The following is a 16,821-nucleotide window of genomic DNA, read 5'->3' as shown; positions in this document are numbered from 1 at the left end:
CTGTCCATGCCGGGACTGGTCCTGTCTCAACCACCTCTCGGCAGCACGTCCGTCAGGCGAGACAAGGGGTTACCGAGTGGTACGCAACACCAGGAACACGGGGAAGTACGCCGAGGGAAGTGCCTATTACTTCGGTGAGGACAACCGGTCGAAGCTCGCGTCCACCCATCTGACCAGGCACCGCCTCGTGCGGATCGCCGCCGTTCTGTTCGCCCTCCTCCTCCTGGCCCTGATGATCATCGCCTGGGTCGCCTTCCGCGCGGACCAGGTGAGATCGAACCTCGAGGCCGCGGCGGATGTCCTGCCGCGATTGCAGACGGAACTCGTCTCCGGAGATGGTGCGGCAGCCCAGCGGTCACTCGACCAGCTGCAGTCACACACGACAGAGGCGCGCCGCGCAGGAACTGACCCGCTCTGGAGAGCGGCGTCGATCATGCCCATCCTCGGCCCGAACCTCTCGGCCATCACCGAAGTCACCGTCTCGGCCGACGATATCGTGCAGCAGGCGGTCGCTCCCATGCTCGGGAGATTCGACTCCCTCGACTGGGACAGCCTCACCCCGGACCAGGGAAGAATCGACGTGGCGCCCTTGCAGGAGGTGTCCCCCACCCTGGCAGGGGCTGCTCGAACCACGCAGCTGAGCTACGAGCGGCTGGAGGACATCGATCGCGAGCAGTTGTTCCCGGAGGTTGCCAACCCTCTTCTGCAGGCGATCGACACCATGGACGGTGCACGCCGGGCCCTCAACAGTGCCGCGGCCGCAGCCGAGGTGCTCCCGCCCATGCTGGGGGCCGACGGACCGAGGACGTATCTCGTCCTCATCCAGAACAGTGCGGAGATCCGGGCGACCGGCGGGATCTCCGGCGCCTATGCCCTGATCCGGACGGACGCAGGCTCGATCGAGCTGATCGGGCAGGGCAGTGGTGCTGACCTGGGCCGCTTCGATCCGCCCATCGAGGTCGATGCCGAGCAGGAGCGCATCTACTCCAGCCAGATGGGCACCTTCTTCCAGAGCACCAATCTCACACCTGACTTCCCGACCGTCGCGACAACCGCACAGGCCATGTGGGAACGTCGGAATCCGGGATCCACGATCGACGGGGTGATAGCGCTCGACGCCGTCGTCCTCGCTGACATCCTGGCGTCCACCGGTCCCGTCGAGCTCGCGGCGTCGGGAGAAGGGGGACTCGTCGACCTCATCGTCCCCTCCGGGCTACCGACCTCGCTGACGTCGGAGAACGTGGTTCCGACCCTGCTCTCCGATGTGTACGCCCGCATCGAGGACCCGGCCGTCCAGGACGAATACTTCGCGTCGGTCGCCGGGCAGGTCTTCACCGCCCTCGCCGAGGGCCAGGGCGACAGCGCCGGAATCGTCGACTCCCTGAGGAGGAGTAGTCAGGAGCAGCGGCTCTACGTCTGGTCGGATGTGCCTGCCGAGCAGGACGTCATCGGTCCGACGGCACTGGGCGGCCGGATCACTGGACCGTCCAAGGACGGCGCGGCGTTCGGCGTGTATTTCAACGACGGCACCGGAGCGAAGATGGACTACTACGTCGAGCGCACGGTGCAGCTCATCGGATCGTGCACGACAGACGGCAGCCGCGGGTACACCGTTCGAGTGACCATGACCAATACCGCCCCCGCGGATGCTGCGGAAAGCCTCCCGGCCTACGTCACCGGAGCGGGAGCGTTCGGAGTGGAACCGGGGACCGTCCGGACCGACGTGGTGGGCTACGGCCCTGAGCGGTCCGCGCTCGGCACGGCGACAGTCGACGGAGCCGAGGTACCCGTGGCCTCCTTCCTCCACGGTGACCGGCCCGTAGGAGTGATCACCACTCACCTCGCTCCACAACAGACGACGATCGTCGATCTCCCCTTCGTCGACGTGTCGCAGGAGGACGAGCCCGCGGTTTCCGTCACGCCCACAGTCCAGCGGTTGCAGGACGTCCTGCAGACGGCGGACCTGGGCCCCGGGTGTTCCTGACCTCCACGCCTCCGTCGACAGCAGGCCGCTGCCGTATGCGCTCACCCGCGAGATGCTCGAGCACCAGGACGCCTGCATCCGGGAGCCGTGCTCGTCTGCCGTCCTCCTCCCGCGGCGGCGTTGGCACCTGCACCGCCCCGCCCGTGTGGCGCACCGACGTTCTCCGGGTCAGGGTCACGGTGACCGGCCGGGTGACCACGCATGCTGCGGCGTCGGCGCAGGGGCCGGCCAACACCGGCCTCGGATCCTTCACGACCCTGTGGGGAGCTGCCGGCCTCGGCGTCCTGACCGTCGGCACCCTTGCCGTCTTCTCCACCCGTCGCGGCGGAAAGCCCTCGGAGGCCTGACACGACGGTTCTCGGACAACCGTCCGGACGATCAGGGCTCTGGGCAAGGACCCGGGTTCGTGTTCGTCGTTCGACAGGGTCAGCGACGGCGACGACAGCGCGTCGAGCTGATGCAGGAAGCACTGGACCTCGAAGACAACGAAAAGCCCCCTCTTCGTGAACAGGGGGTCAATTCGTTATCTTCAGCCCTCGCGAGGAGGTGGTGCCGACGATAGGGTGAGAGTGAGGGTCGGCGGCGGCTGGGGACGAAGTCCTGGTCTCAAGAGAACTCCTACGCCGCCGACCCAGAACGTGGGCCGTCCAGGACGCTCGGGTGATCCGATGACATCCTGTCCAACACCTCCTACTTTAGGTCCGTAGAGAAACGTGATCACGAGTAGTGCAGACCCTAATCAATCGTCGAACTACTCAGATCAGTCCTGGGAATTACCTGCGCAGACCGCATCGGCTAGGTGGCCCGCAGAACGGTCTCGAGTTCCGCCGTCAGCTCGTCCCGCCGACTGATGCCCAGCTTGACGTAGATGCGATAGAGGTGGCCTTCGACGGTCCGGGTGGACACCGTCAGGGCACGCGCGATCTCCCGATTGGACAGGCCCCGGATGGCCAGGAGAGCGATCTCTTTCTCCCGTGAGGTGAGCGGCGTGGTGCCGTCGGAGTCGTAGGCTTCCTCCGCCAGGCCGCCGTCGATATGGCTCTGTCGCCGTCGAAGAACTGCTGCCAGGACCCGCTTCGACCGGGCGTCGCCCTGCATTCCATAGACATCCATGGCCCTGCGACAGGCGTCGGTCGCCAGCAGGTACTTCTGCAGGACTTCGGCACGGTCGCCGGCGATGACGAGTGATTTCGCATCGCGTCGGACGAGGGCCGATGCGTAGTGGTGCAGGACCTCCGCCTCCATACCCTCGACGGCAACGGTCACGTCGCGGAGCTGGTGGGGCGCCTGGTCGTCGCCGAGCGCAGTGGCCAGTTCGAGGATGTCCTTCTCGGCACTGGACCATCCGTGTCGGCGAGCGGCAAGGGCGAGCCCCGACAACGTGTGGACGCTCGCGTCATCCGCTCGGAGCAAGGCCCGGGCAGCTGCGTCGAAGGCGCGGCCCAAGAGCTCGTACTGGCGGCTGCCGCGGTGTCGCAGGACTGCGAGTTCCCTCGAGCACTGGGTCGAGACACTGATTTCACCGAGGGCGGCCGCCGTCCACGCGGTCACCCCGAGCGCGTACGGCAGGAGGGCTTCCTGGTCCGACACCCTCAGCGAGGCGAGGGCTGGACCGAGTTTGGCGAGTGCCTCGCGGAAGAAGCCGCGCCGCGCATCAAGAACTGCGTCGACGACCGCGAGGCCACCACCGATGAAGAAGTAGTCACGGCTCTCGCCCGGCGTGTAGGTCGCGAGGGCCTCCTCCGCTGCCCGGAAGTCACCGCTGTGCACCAGCAGGCTCACGTGGCGGAGGAAGGCGCCACGATGCAGGTCAGGGATGGGCTGCTGGTGTCGGCCGGCTGCGGCCACAGCCGCGAGGCTGTGCCGTCGCCCCTCCACTCCGCGTCCGAGTGCGCCGAGGGCCTCAGCCAGGGTGGCCTCGGCGAGGACTGTGACGCGGTGATTCGCGTGTCCCTCCGTCACGAAGCCGGCGAGAACCTCGACCGTCCTGGAGTACTCGCCCAGGATGTTCCACGAGAAGGCGCGAGCCACCACGAGGTGATGTTCGCACTCCCGCACGGCATCGGCCGAAGGCGGTCCCTCCCCCGCCCGAAGAGGTGTCAGCGCCGGATCCTCCTCTGCCGGACTGCCCCTTTCCGCGGGCAGTGGGCCTTCCTTCCAGGAGCGGATACAGGAGGACCACCAGTCGAGCACGTCCGTCAGGGCGACGGGGTCCTCCCCGTCCGCGACCACCTGGCGGACCGCCAGGATTCCTGCGGCCGCGACCTGCTTCGGTCCGACCGTCGCCTCCGGGCACCTGTCCGCGGCGCTACGGGACTCGGTGGTCCGGCCGAGTTCCATCAGCGCTGAAGCACGGAGAATGTCCGCGAGCCCGAGGAGGTTCTCGTTCCGAACGGCACTCACGCACCGGAGGGCTGCCCGGGCATCGAGGCCCGCCAGCGCCGACTCCGCCGTCTGGAGGAGGTGTTCATCGGGCACCTGCTCACCGCAGTCGAGCCGCCACAGGACGTCCCGGATCACGGCCGATGCGGGCAGGTTCCCGCCGGGGCCGACGATGGAGCGAAGTTCATCGTGGAGACTGCTGCTGCGACCGACGGGCACGAGAGACAGCCCGATCCGTCCGTAGAGCGAGTACGCCTGCGTCGCGTAGGCAGGATCTTCCCAGACGCTCCTGATGAGCCCTTCATCCAGTAAGGAGGACACGGCCCCCTCGCTGGTGAGACGGACCAGATCGTTGAAGGCAACGACACCGGCAAGCGCCACGAGGTCGAAGGCCTTACGTTCGATCTCGTTCAGCCCGAGGGCGATCGAGCGGACCAGATCGAGGAGTGACGCGGGAAGGGCAACCTCCTCCACGTCGAGCGTCCACACGCCGTCCGGACGGATGAGGCTCCCCCGGGCCAGGGCCTCGTCGAGGATCGCCTTGAGGAACAGCGGATTGCCGGACGCCTCGTCGCGGAGACGCTCGCTCGCGCCGCGGACGATCGGACCTCCGAGGACCTGGCGGCACAGATCCAGGGCGTCGGCCGATCCGAGGGGACCGACCTCGAATCGTTCGAGGAGGCCGTCCCGGCACAGCGATGCCAGTTCGTCGGAGACCGGCGTGATGGGGCGGGCGAATGCAGCGAGGGCTATGGTCCGGGACGTGACGAGCTGCGCCAGGAGGTGACTGCTGTCATCATCCAGCAGGTGGGCGTCGTCGACGAGGACGAGGACGCGACGACCCGCCGCCCGGGTTCGGAGAAAGGCCATGACCCGGCGCAGGACTGCGAGGGGCGAGGCCATGTCCGCTGATGATGCCTCGACGAGGAAGGGGGCGAGCGCTCCGTAGGGGATGGTGACCAGCGCCGAGGCGGGCGACAGGAGGAACGGCACGAACTCACCCTGAAGCCGAGCGTGCAGATGGCGGGCCATCGCACTCTTGCCGGTCCCGATCTCGCCGTACACGAAAGCGCCGTACACGTCCGCCTCGCGAACGGCCTGCTCGATCGCCGTGATGAGCGCCTTCCGGCCGACGAGCGGCACGTCACCGGACAGCGCCGAGAACATCAGGAATCGATCTCCGCGGGAAACAGCTCGGCGAGTTCGGCCCGGGTGTTGACGCTGAGCTTGGAATACACCTGATAGAGGTGCCCCTCGACCGTCCGGACCGACACGTACATGTGCTGCGCGATGGCTCGATTGCTGCGTCCTGTGGCTGCAAGCACGGCGATCTCCCGCTCGCGGGCGGTGAGCAGGCCGAGGGCTGTGACACCGAGTCCATCCTTGAGCCGTTCGGGAAGCACCTCCCTCAGCCTGCGGTGGATGAGGCGATACGCCGTCCGGTCGTCATCGGCCAGAGCCTGATCGATCCCTGATCTGGCAATGTCTGCTGCCAGACGATAGTCGCCGGACGCGGCCGCGGCTTCCACGGCCCGGATGAGCAGACCCGTGTCCGCCTGCAGAATGGCCTTGGCGTAGAGCAGGCATACCTCCGCAAGAGGGGCGTCGAGATTCTCTGACAATGCCTCGAGCTCCGCGGCTGCCGCTCTGCTTCCGAGTCGCAGGGCGGAGAGGAGGCTGCTGACGGCCCACATCGTCGCTCCTCGGCGACGATCGCTCGGGACCCGCTCCTGAAGTTGCAGGGCTACCTCGGCACGGGACCCGGTCAAGGCCTGCGACAGCAACTGGTAGTGCCGCGTAGCGCGCCGGACCATCCAGGGGCTGCCCTTCGCACGACCAGCCGGCGGAAGGTGCGCCACCCCGCGATCCAGTGCTGGGGTCAGGGCATCGCAGTAGGTGAGGACAGCTTCGGCCAGGGGCAGCAGTCCGTAGCGATCGGCGACGCGTAGCTGCTCGACGACGGGTTCGAGCAGCGCGGTCGCGTCCCGAACGCGCTCGCGCGCTATGAGATCCAGCGCCACAGCGACATCGGCGAGGGAACCCCGATGGAGCGACCACGAACTGGAGGAGGGTCGGGAGCCCGAGAAGATCATCCGCCCCGCGGCCCAGTTGCCTGCGACGAGGAAAGCCACCTCCACCCGCAGGAGAGCGGCATCCGCCGCCTGGTGCGCCACCTGGGGATGCGACAGGTTACGGGCCAGGACTCCCGCGAGTCGCAGTGCGGGCTCCGTGGGCTCCTGCAGCACCATGGCCTCGAGGAGCAGGGACTGGAGGGCCACCAGCGACGCGCACTCCTCGCGGCCGCTGGACGAGGACAGCTCCGTCTGACGCACCCCCTCGAGGTCGGCGAGATTGTCCCGGTACCGACCCTCGAAGGACGCCAGTTCGGCACGGGCGACGAGCACGCGTCGGCCGAGACTCACGGACTCCGAGCGGTCCTGCGCATCTCCAGGGGGCTGCCCGATCCGGTCGAGCCCCCACGATGTGAGCCGCTCGTCGGCCCGATCCAGTGGTAGGGCCGGATCGCCGACGGCGTGGAGCCGACGCAGGCGGCTCTCCTCCACCAGGTACCTGATCAAGACCTCCCGGTCGAGTTCGACCTCGGCAGCAGAGAGCGTCGCGGATGCGACGGTGGCATCCTTGAGATGTCCTTGACCGAGGGCAGCGATCATCGCCTCGAGGGCCAGCTCGGGTGACTGCCGGCGAGTGGTGATCATGCGGATGAGATCGGCCGCTCGCCGGTGTTGTCCGCTCCGGTTCAGGGTCTCGACCGCAGTGACACCCAGCTGGACGTCGACGGACAGACCGGCCTGAATCAGCCAGCCCACCTCGCGAGCCGGATCGTCGGCAAGATACCGGGCAGCTCCGGGCCGGGATCGGAGATCCTGGTACAGACGGGCTGCTTCCTCCTCGGGGACCTGTTCCGCCACAGCATCCGCCAGGCCATCGGCGGCGAGCCTCACGCAGGGTTCGGGATCCGCCAGCACCACGAGGATGCCCGCGTCCTGCAGCGCGTCGAGCTCTGACGGATCGGCGAGCCGAGCGGCATCCTGCCACGGCAGCCCGCCGGCCAGCGACACGAGATCGACGATTCGCCGCTGGTTGCGGGTGAGGGTGCGCAGGAGTGGTGAAGTGCTCACCACGTCGTGTCCGATCCCCTTCCGGTTCGGCAACAGGACCCACGCCTCACCGCGCCGCGCCAACACGCCGCGTTGCACGAAACCCTGCAGGGACGCACGGGTGGCCTGCGCATTCCCACCGGCTACGGACCACAACGCCTCCACGCCCTCGCGACTGACGGGAGCTCCGAGTTCGGAGGCGACGAAAAGCACCGTGTCCTCGAAGGAGAGCGGCCTCAGGTCGATCCGGCGCAGCGAGCTGGCCCGCCAGAGGCCCATGAACACCGGGTCCGCCTGGGCGAAATCGGTCACGGTCAGGACGGCGGAGGCACTGTCACCGGAAAGAAGCTGACCGATCAGTGTCGAGGATGCCTTGTCGAGGTGCTCCGCGTTGTCGATGGCGAAGACGATGCGGCGACCTCCCGCCTCCTCACGCAGGTGTGCCGAGACTGCCGAGAGGACGAGAGCCGGATGCGTCACGGTGCCCGGTACCTCGGAGAGCAGGAAACCGAGCGCCCGGTAGGAGAAGGACGCGGACGACCGGATCCCGCGGACGCGGACCACGTAGCTGCCGTCGAGGGAGCGCAGCACCTGGTGCAGCAGGGCGGTCTTGCCGACGCCAGGGGGGCCCACGACCACAGCACCCGACGAATCCGGATCACGGACGGCCTGCAGGGCCGATTCCGTCTCGGCCATCCTTCCGATGAAGCGCACCGAGGCCCCTGGTAGCACCTGCACCGGGTGCCCCGGTGGCGCCTGCACCGGGTGCCACCTGGTCGGCCTGGCTGCAGCAGGTGGAGGGACAAGGGTGTGTACGAGACTGTGAGACCGCATGAAGGACCTACTTCTTCCCAGCTTGTGACAGGTGTCTGAAACTCAGCGTAGGAAGGGAGGATGGGGGCAGCACGAGTGGCTGCTACGGAATCATCAGTATTCTTACTTGTTTTTTCCACGTATGGCGACGAAACACTACTCGACTTCCGTCGTTTCCCTACGCACTCGGCTTTGTCGGCCTTGTGCGTAGGGGTATCCGGGCTCTCGACGCCTGCCCTTGCTCTTCAGCAGGGCACGGCATCCGTTCAGGCGTTGCCGTCGAAGAGGCTCGTCACCGATCCGTCGTCGAACACCTCGCGGATGGCACGGGCGATCAGGGGTGCGATCGACAGGACCGTGAGTTGGGGGAAGCGCTTCTCGGAGGGTATCGGCAGAGTATTGGTGACGACGACCTCACGGGCCCCGGACTCGGCCAGTCGACGCGCCGCCGGATCGGAGAACACCGCATGGGTCGCCGCGATGATGACATCCTTGGCCCCGGCGTTCTTCAGCACCTGCACGGCCCCGGAGATCGTGCCCCCGGTATCGATCATGTCGTCGATGAGCACGCAGGTGCGGCCCTCGACCTGGCCGACGACCTGCTTGGACACGGCCTGGTTCGGAACCGTGAGATCGCGGCTCTTGTGCACGAACGCGAGGGGTGCCCCCCCGAGCCGCTCGGCCCACTGCTCGGCGACGCGCACCCGTCCGGTGTCGGGCGAGACGACCGTGACATTGTCGGCGTCGACCCTCGTCCGGATGTAGTCGGCGAGGAGCGGGATGGCCATGAGGTGGTCCACGGGGCCGTCGAAGAACCCCTGGATCTGGGAGGTGTGCAGATCCACGGACATCAGGCGGTTCGCTCCCGCCGTCTTGTACAGGTCGGCGACGAGGCGGGCGGAGATCGGTTCACGTCCGCGCCCCTTCTTGTCCTGCCGCGCATAGGGGTAGAACGGCGAGACGACGGTGATCCGCTTGGCCGAGGCCCGCTTGAGCGAATCCACCATGATGAGCTGTTCCATGAGCCAGTTGTTCAGGGGCGCCGGGTGGGCCTGGATGACGAAGACGTCGGTACCACGCACGCTCTCGCCGGAGCGTACGTAGATCTCGCCGTTGGCGAAGTCGTAGGCGGAGACCGGCAGCAGTTCGGTGCCGAGCCAGGACGCGATCTCCTCGGCCAGTTCGGGGTGTGCACGCCCGGAGGCGAGCACCAGTTTCTTCTCGCCGCGTGCCGTGATCTCGCTCATGACTGACCGCTTTCCTGTGGTTCCTTCGTTGCCTGTGGGCCTGATGTGTCGGTTCCGGCCATGCTCGCGCGCGCCGCCTCGTCCGCAGCTGTGCCGGGTCGCTTCTCCGAGGTCCAGCCCGGGACGTTGCGCTGCGCCACGACGCTCAGTCCGAGCGCCCCGGCGGGGACGTCCTTGCGGATGACGGCGCCGGCACCGGTGTAGGCGCCGTCGCCCACCGTGACCGGCGCGACGAAGACCGTGTTCGAGCTGGTACGGACGTGGGACCCGATGACGGTGCGGTGCTTGTCGACACCGTCGTAGTTGGCGGTGATGTTGCCGCAGCCGATGTTGGTGTATTCACCGATCTCCGCATCGCCCGCATAGCCGAGGTGCGAGAGTTTCGAGCCGCGGCCCACCACCACGTTCTTGGTCTCGTAGAACGCGCCGATCTTGCCGTCCTCGCCCAGTACCGTTCCCGGCCGGAGGTAGGTGAAGGGACCGACGCTGGCCCCGTCGCCGATCCTGGCGCCGCTGCCGTGGGTCCGGGTCACGTGGGCTCCCTGCCCGACGGACACGTCCGTCAAGGACGTGTCGGGACCCACGACGGCGTCCCTGGCGATCGTGGTGGTGCCGTGCAGCAGCGTTCCCGGCAGGACCGTGACATCCTCGGCCAGCTCCACGTGGACGTCGATCCAGGTGCTGCCGGGGTCGACGATACTCACGCCCGCGCGCATCCACCGTTCGAGGATGCGGCGGTTCAGCTCGGCGGCAAGACGGGCGAGCTGGACGCGGTCATTGGCGCCCTCGACCTGCCAGCGGTCCTGCACGATCAGTCCTGCCACCCTGCCGCCGTCGTTCCGTGCGATGCCGAGCACATCGGTCAGGTACAGCTCGCCCTGGGCGTTGCCGGCGTCGATCCGGCCGAGCGCGCTGCGCAGGACGTCGGCGTCGAACGCATAGATCCCCGAGTTCACCTCGCGGATGGTCCGCTGCTCCTCGGAGGCATCCTTGTGCTCCACGATGCCGAGTACCGTGCCGTCCGGGCTCCGGACGATGCGCCCGTAGCCGGTGGCGTCGTCGAGCTCGGCAGTGAGCACGGTGACGGCGTTCCGGTCCCGGACGTGCACCTCGACGAGGTCCCGCAGGGTCGCGGCCTCGAGCAGGGGTACGTCGCCGTAGGTCACCACCACGGTGCCCCCGATGGTGCCCTCCCTCGTGTCCAGCGCCTCGAGGGCCACCTGCACCGCGCGGCCGGTCCCCGGGACGTCGTCCTGGTCGACCAGCAGGGCCTCGGGATCGACACCCGCGACGTGCGCGGCGACGAGCTCGCGCTCGTGCCGGACGACGACGGCGAGGTGGTGGGGGTCCAGGCCCCGCGCCGCGGCGAGCGCGTGACCGATCATGGACCGACCGCCCAGCGGGTGGAGGATCTTCGGTGTGCGGGACTTCATGCGGGTCCCGGCTCCCGCGGCGAGGACGATGACCGCCGCCGGCTTCTGGGCGGTGGACGCCGCCGGCGTCACCGTCTCTTCACTCTGGGGGCTCACGAAGCGGGCACTCCTACCTGTGGTGTGGTGGCCGGATCCGCCGTCCGCGAGGGACCGGTACCGGGGCTTGCGCCGTTCCGCCCATAGGATTCGAACCTATACTCCACAGCTCCAAAGGCTGGGGTGCTGCCATTACACCAGGGCGGACCATGCGGCAGCTGGACCCCGGCGCGGGGCACCTGCGCACGGTTATCTAGTTTGCCACGCCCCGCACCCTTCGGCGAGCCGATCACCCGCCGGCGGCGCCGGCTCCGGCATCGAGCGGCGCCCTCCCCCGGCGGCGAGTCGCCGTGGTGTCCTGCCGGCGAGGGCCCAGTATCCTCCGTCGGACGGACTCGGGCAGGGCGAACAGCGGATTGCCGGGAATTCGCGCAAGGAGGTTCTCGGCGGTGAGGCAGACAACGATGATCACTGCCGAGAGGACGAGGGGGTAGAGGGCGTCGACGACGAACGAATCGACGAACGGCCCCAGCGCTTCCTGGCGCCCGAAAGCGAGGATGCAGACGATCACGACCGGATGGAGCACGTACACCGGAAGGGTGCGCGCACCGATGAACCCTGCAGCGCGCGCCACCGGCGCGATCCGGCACACCTGATGCGCCACGGCAGCCATGGCCGGTATGGAGGCGAGCGAACTCATGAACTCGAGGGCCTCATTCTGCGCTCCGATATCAGTGGTCCGCAGGGCCATCAATGCCAGGAACACCGCAGAGAACAGCCCCGCCAGCCAGAGCGGGGCTGCTGCGGCTCTCCTGAGGGCCGCAGCACCGAAGACGCCGGAGGCGAAGAAGACGAAGTGCTCCGCACACCGTTCGAGGAGGCTGCCGTCGCCCTCCGACTGCAGGACGAACCACACCACCACGGCGAGGACGAGCAACACCGGTGGGGGAAGACGGATGGCGCGCGCGGCGAGGACGACCGGTATGTACACAGCCAACGCGAAGATGAACCACAGTGTCGTATCCGGTACGACCAGCTGGGTCAGGAAGCCGTTCAAGCTGTCGAAGTAGTGCGGGCTGCCGGGAGTCCCGACCAGGAGGAACAGAAGAAGATAGATGAGGAGCCAGACGACATAGAGGTAGTAGCTCGAGACACTCCTCGACAGGGCCTTGCGCGCATCGCCTCCCCTGATCAGGGACGGCGATGCCAGGATCCCCGCCAGAGCGAACAGGACGGGCATGCGCAGGGTCCCGAGGAGTGCGTTCACCCGGGACAGGACTGGACCCGCCGCTGTCTCGGTGCCGAACACCGGGTCATGGACCCAGATGAGGACATGGAAGACCACCACGGCGATCACGCCGGCTCCCCTCGTGGCGTCTGCCCACGGCAGCCGAACGGTAGGGATGGAGTTGTCACTGGTGGTCACTATCGATGTCCCCTGAGTCGATCCCGTACCCGGTACACCGCACTGAGATGCGTTGTGTGGACCGGTACATCCAACGGCACACGGACTGGTGCCGCACGTCGCCTCTGACCCTAGGCGTGATCGGGCTCCTGCAGGAGCGTGAACGCCACGCGCCATCGATCCCCCTCTACTCGTCCCTGCAGCCTCCGGCTACCTGGCGGGACGTCACCGACCTCACTCCTACCCCACTCGAGCCACACTCCAGCCGCACTCCAGCCACACTCCTGGCACGAGAACCACATACCGAAAGAGCCTGCGGGCATCCGCCACGGTCTGCGCACCTGCAGGCCCCAGGGCGAAATCCACGCTCGACGGTACCCACCCCGGTCAGAACGGCACCGCTTCCCCTGAGAGGCCGGCCTACTCCCCCAGGACCTCGGCGGCTTCCATCCACTGGCCTTCCAGGTCCTCGATCTCGGCCTGGAGCTCCTGAAGGCGCGTGTTGAGCCCCGCGATCACCCCGAAGTCGGCGTCGGACTTCGCCCCGGCCTCCTCCATCTGTGCCTGCAGCTTGCCCTTCTGGGCATCGACCTTGGAGATCTGCCGTTCGATCCGTGCGAGGTCCTTGCGCGCCTGCCGGAGATCCGCTTCGGACGACGTCCCTGCCGATCCACCGCTGACGGCCGGGGAGGCGGCGCTGCCGGTGGCGGTCATCGGGCCCGCGGCGTTCCGCAGGTCGAGGTACTGGTCGACGCCGCCGGGGAGGTCGCGCAGGCGCCCGTCGCCGAGCAGCGCCATCTGGGAGTCGGTCACGCGCTCGAGCAGGTAGCGGTCGTGGGAGACCACTACGAGGGTCCCCGGCCAGCCGTCGAGGACGTCCTCGATGGCGGAGAGCGTGTCGGTGTCGAGGTCGTTGGTCGGTTCGTCGAGCATCAGCACGTTCGGTTCGCCGACGAGCAGGCGCAGCAGCTGCAGGCGACGGCGCTCGCCGCCGGACAGCTCGCTCACCCGCGTCCACTGCTTCTCGTTGGTGAAGCCGAGCTGCTCCACGAGCTGGCTCGCCGAGACCTCCTTGCCCCCGACGGCGAACACGCGCTTCTCCGACTCGATGACCTCGATGACCCGCAGGTCGTTCACGTCGTCGAGCTCACGGACCTCCTGCGACAGGACCGCGGTCTGGACGGTCTTGCCCTTCTTGACCTTGCCCGCCGTCGGCTGCAGTTCGCCGTTGAGCAGGCGCAGCAGGGTGGTCTTGCCCGAACCGTTCACGCCCACGAGCCCGAGCCGCTGCCCCGGCGCCAGGCGCAGGGTGATCCGGTCGAACAGCGTCCGATCCCGGCCTTCGCCGTCGGTGATGGCGAGGCTCACGTCCTCGAGATCCAGCACGTCCTTGCCGAGCCGGGACATGGCCATCTTGCTGAGCGCCAGGGAGTCACGCGGCTCGGGGACGTCCGCGATCAGTTCGTTCGCCGCCTCGATCCGGAACTTCGGCTTCGCCGTGCGGGCCGGTGCGCCGCGCCGCAGCCAGGCCAGTTCCTTCTTGACCAGCTGCACGCGCTTGGACTCGACGACGGACGCCATGCGGTCGCGTTCGGCCCGGGCGAGGACGTAAGCTGCGTAGCCGCCGTCGAAGTCGTCGACCATGGCATCGTGCACCTCCCACGTGTGGTTGCAGATCTCGTCGAGGAACCAGCGGTCGTGGGTCACCACGAGCAGCCCACCCTCGGTGGGGCGCCACCGCTGCTTCAGGTGCTTCGCGAGCCAGGCCACGCCCTCGACGTCGAGGTGGTTGGTGGGCTCGTCGAGCATGATGACGTCGTCGTCACCGATGAGGAGCTTCGCGAGCGCCACGCGGCGCTTCTGCCCGCCGGACAGGGAGGAGACGCGGGCGTGCCAGTCGACCTCCGAGACGAGACCGCCCATGACATCGCGGATCTTCGGATTGGAGGCCCACTCGTGGTCCGCCTGGTCGCCCACGATCGCGCGACCCACCTCGAGGTCGCCGTCGAGCACGTCCGACTGGTCGAGGTAGCCGACGGACACGTCCCGCCGCTTGGTGACGCGGCCGGAATCGGGCACGCTCCGCTGGGCGAGGAGGCGCATGAGCGTGGACTTGCCGTCGCCGTTGCGCCCCACCATGCCGATACGGTCGCCGTCCTCGAGCCCGAGGGACACGGTGTCGAGGATGGTGCGGGTGACGAAGGCGACGCTGAGGGATTCCGCGCCGAGGAGGTGTGCCACGAAGATACTGCTTTCGGTTGAGCGGTGTGGTGTGCTGATCCGGGGGTGGCCCCGGATCAGCCCTGGGGGTCCTGCGAGATGCGGGCCCCGTGGGCCGGACCGTGGACGGATGTCGCCTGCAGCCCCTCCGATGCGAGGAGCACCTCGAGCTCGGCTGCGTGACCCGAGCTCTGGGTGAGGAAGGCGACGGTGGGCCCGGATCCTGACACGATCCCGGCCAGTGCTCCGGCGGTCCTGCCGGTCTCAAGGATATCTCCCAGGGCGGGAGCGAGTTCGAGCGCGGCCTGCTGGAGGTCGTTGTGCAGCAGGGGCGCCAGGCCCGACGCGTCCCCGGCCCGCATGGCGCCGAGGATCGCGGGATCGATGCCGGGCTGGGGGTCGGGCTCCACACCGTCCCGCAGCCGGATCGCGTCGAGAGTCCGGTAGACCTCCGGCGTGGACAGCCCGTAGTCGGAGGTGACGAGGACCCAGTGCAGCGGCGTCTTGGAGATGGCCGGCGTGAGCTGGTCCCCCACCCCGAGGCCGACGGCGGTGCCACCGACCAGCGCGAACGGCACGTCCGCACCGAGGTCCACGGCGATCTTCGCAAGTTCGTCCCTGGAGAACCCGCTGCCCCACAGGGCGTCGCAAGCGAGGAGGGCCGCGGCGGCATCGGCCGATCCTCCGCCCATTCCGCCCGCGATCGGCACGCGCTTGGTGATGTCCAGCTGCACCCCGGTGTGGCCGGGGCTCACCTCGGCCAGCAGCTCGGCCGCGCGCACGGCAAGGTTCCTGCGGTCCAGCGGGATGCTCGCCGCGGGCAGGTTCAGCGTGCCCTGCCCGTTCACGGTGACGCTGATCCCCTGACCCGGGGTCTCGGTCGCCAGCACCTCCTCGTAGAGGGAGACGGCGAGGAACACGCTCGCGATGCCGTGGTAGCCGTCCTCCCGGGGAGGGCCCACCCGGAGCGAGACGTTGATCTTGCCAGGGGCCTTCACCCGGACGGAGCGCGCACGGGCGAAGTCCGTGCGCATGTCGAGAGTTCTGTCCGAGACCATGTCCACCAACCTAGCCGACGGCGTCAGCCCGCAGCGGACGCCTCGGGTGGCCCCGGCGCGGTCGGCGCGGTCGGCGCGGTCGGCGCGGCGTCGGTGTCGGGTCCGGCTCCGGCTCCGGCTCCGGCGTCGACCGTGGCGTCGACCTTGGCCTCGGCGATGCGCGCGAAAGCGGTGATGTCGAGCACCTCGCCCCGCGCGGTGGGGTCGACGCCCGCGGCGCGGAGGGCCTGCTCGGCCAGCACCGGGGACCCTGCCCAGCCGGCGAGCGCCGCCCTGAGCGTCTTGCGCCGCTGCGCGAACGCCGCGTCGATGACCGCGAAGACCTGCTCCCGGGTCGCCGTCGTGACCGGGGGCTCGCGCCGCGTGAACCGGACGAGGCCGGAGGCGATCTTCGGCGCCGGCCAGAAGACGTTCATCCCGATCACCCCCGCCTTCGTCATGCTGGAGTACCACGCCGCCTTGACCGAGGGCACGCCGTACACCTTCGACCCCGGCGGGGCTGCCAGCCGGTCGGCCACCTCGTCCTGCACCATCACGAGGCCGTGCCGGAGCGTGGGGAAACGCGCGAGGAGGTTGAGGACCACGGGGACGGCTACGTTGTAGGGCAGGTTGGCGACCAGGGCGGTCGGCGCGTGCGGCAGTGCCGTAACGCGCAGGGCGTCCTCGAGGACGACGTCGAGGGCCGCCGTGCGGTCCGGCCGCCACTGCGCGATCGTCCCCAGGAGTTTCCCGGCCAGCACCGGATCGATCTCTACGGCGACGACCCGCTCCGCGGCGTCGAGCAGGCCCAGGGTCAGGGATCCGAGCCCTGGTCCCACCTCGAGCACCGTCTCGTCCGGAGCGAGGTGGGCCGCCGTGACGATCCTGCGGATGGTGTTGCCGTCGATGACGAAGTTCTGGCCGAGGGTCTTGGTGGGGCGGATGTCCACCTCTGCTGCCAGTCGGCGGATGTCGGCGGCGCCGAGGAGGGGCGCGGGCTGGCCCGCGGCAGGGGTCGAAGTCACTCCGCCATCGTATCCGGCCCGGCGGACGGCCCGGCGGACGGCGGTCATCCGCTTCGGCACCCGCCGGTATCCGGACCCGGAGCCGGCGGGTGCCGAAGCGGACGGTCGAGGGCGGGTGAG

Annotated in this window: 10 protein-coding genes and 1 tRNA gene; 2 read left to right on the top strand and 9 right to left on the bottom strand. The window is 68.6% G+C overall.

Annotated elements, in window-relative coordinates; translation table 11 throughout:
* Positions 1–76: 76 nt before the first annotated feature.
* Positions 77–1,984, top strand: coding sequence for a DUF4012 domain-containing protein (locus tag ASF21_RS17330; protein ID WP_235498783.1), 1,908 nt, complete (start codon positions 77–79; stop codon positions 1,982–1,984).
* Between the two features lie 191 nt (positions 1,985–2,175).
* Positions 2,176–2,331 carry a hypothetical protein gene (locus ASF21_RS10090; RefSeq protein ID WP_157365835.1) on the top strand — a complete coding sequence of 52 codons (156 nt, stop codon included), beginning with the start codon at positions 2,176–2,178 and terminating at the stop codon, positions 2,329–2,331.
* Positions 2,332–2,779: 448 nt separating this feature from the next.
* Here the strand turns inward: ASF21_RS10090 and ASF21_RS10085 are convergent, their stop codons facing one another.
* The 9 genes from ASF21_RS10085 to rsmA form a co-directional block, all read right to left on the bottom strand.
* Complete coding sequence (locus ASF21_RS10085; RefSeq protein ID WP_055770269.1) at positions 2,780–5,533, bottom strand: helix-turn-helix transcriptional regulator; 2,754 nt, start codon at positions 5,531–5,533, stop codon at positions 2,780–2,782.
* Entirely contained in the window at positions 5,533–8,319 is a 2,787-nt protein-coding gene (locus ASF21_RS10080; protein ID WP_082471432.1) for a LuxR C-terminal-related transcriptional regulator, read from the bottom strand. The genes ASF21_RS10085 and ASF21_RS10080 overlap by 1 nt, the downstream gene beginning before the upstream one ends.
* Before the next feature lie 245 nt (positions 8,320–8,564).
* Positions 8,565–9,545: a ribose-phosphate diphosphokinase gene (locus tag ASF21_RS10075; RefSeq protein WP_055770265.1), complete on the bottom strand. Its 981-nt coding sequence runs from the start codon at positions 9,543–9,545 to the stop codon at positions 8,565–8,567.
* Positions 9,542–10,978: a bifunctional UDP-N-acetylglucosamine diphosphorylase/glucosamine-1-phosphate N-acetyltransferase GlmU gene (gene glmU / locus ASF21_RS10070; RefSeq protein ID WP_235498873.1), complete on the bottom strand. Its 1,437-nt coding sequence runs from the start codon at positions 10,976–10,978 to the stop codon at positions 9,542–9,544. The genes ASF21_RS10075 and glmU overlap by 4 nt, the downstream gene beginning before the upstream one ends.
* A 171-nt stretch (positions 10,979–11,149) precedes the next feature.
* A tRNA-Gln gene (locus ASF21_RS10065) sits at positions 11,150–11,221 on the bottom strand.
* Between the two features lie 82 nt (positions 11,222–11,303).
* Positions 11,304–12,440, bottom strand: coding sequence for an acyltransferase family protein (locus ASF21_RS10060; RefSeq protein ID WP_162237530.1), 1,137 nt, complete (start codon positions 12,438–12,440; stop codon positions 11,304–11,306).
* Between the two features lie 399 nt (positions 12,441–12,839).
* Positions 12,840–14,660 (bottom strand): ABC-F family ATP-binding cassette domain-containing protein, encoded by a 1,821-nt coding sequence (locus ASF21_RS10055; protein ID WP_055770260.1) that lies wholly within the window; start codon positions 14,658–14,660, stop codon positions 12,840–12,842.
* Between the two features lie 56 nt (positions 14,661–14,716).
* A complete protein-coding gene (locus ASF21_RS10050) occupies positions 14,717–15,697 on the bottom strand; it encodes a 4-(cytidine 5'-diphospho)-2-C-methyl-D-erythritol kinase (protein ID WP_235498781.1) in 981 nt (326 codons plus the stop codon).
* Between the two features lie 23 nt (positions 15,698–15,720).
* Positions 15,721–16,749: a 16S rRNA (adenine(1518)-N(6)/adenine(1519)-N(6))-dimethyltransferase RsmA gene (gene rsmA / locus ASF21_RS10045; protein ID WP_082471474.1), complete on the bottom strand. Its 1,029-nt coding sequence runs from the start codon at positions 16,747–16,749 to the stop codon at positions 15,721–15,723.
* Positions 16,750–16,821: the final 72 nt, after the last annotated feature.

The sequence above is a fragment of the Arthrobacter sp. Leaf234 genome (assembly GCF_001422665.1).
In the GTDB taxonomy this organism is placed as follows: Bacteria; Actinomycetota; Actinomycetes; order Actinomycetales; family Micrococcaceae; genus Arthrobacter_D.
The sequence above is the reverse complement of the archived record's forward strand: the minus strand, read 5'-3'. Positions and strand labels throughout refer to the sequence as shown.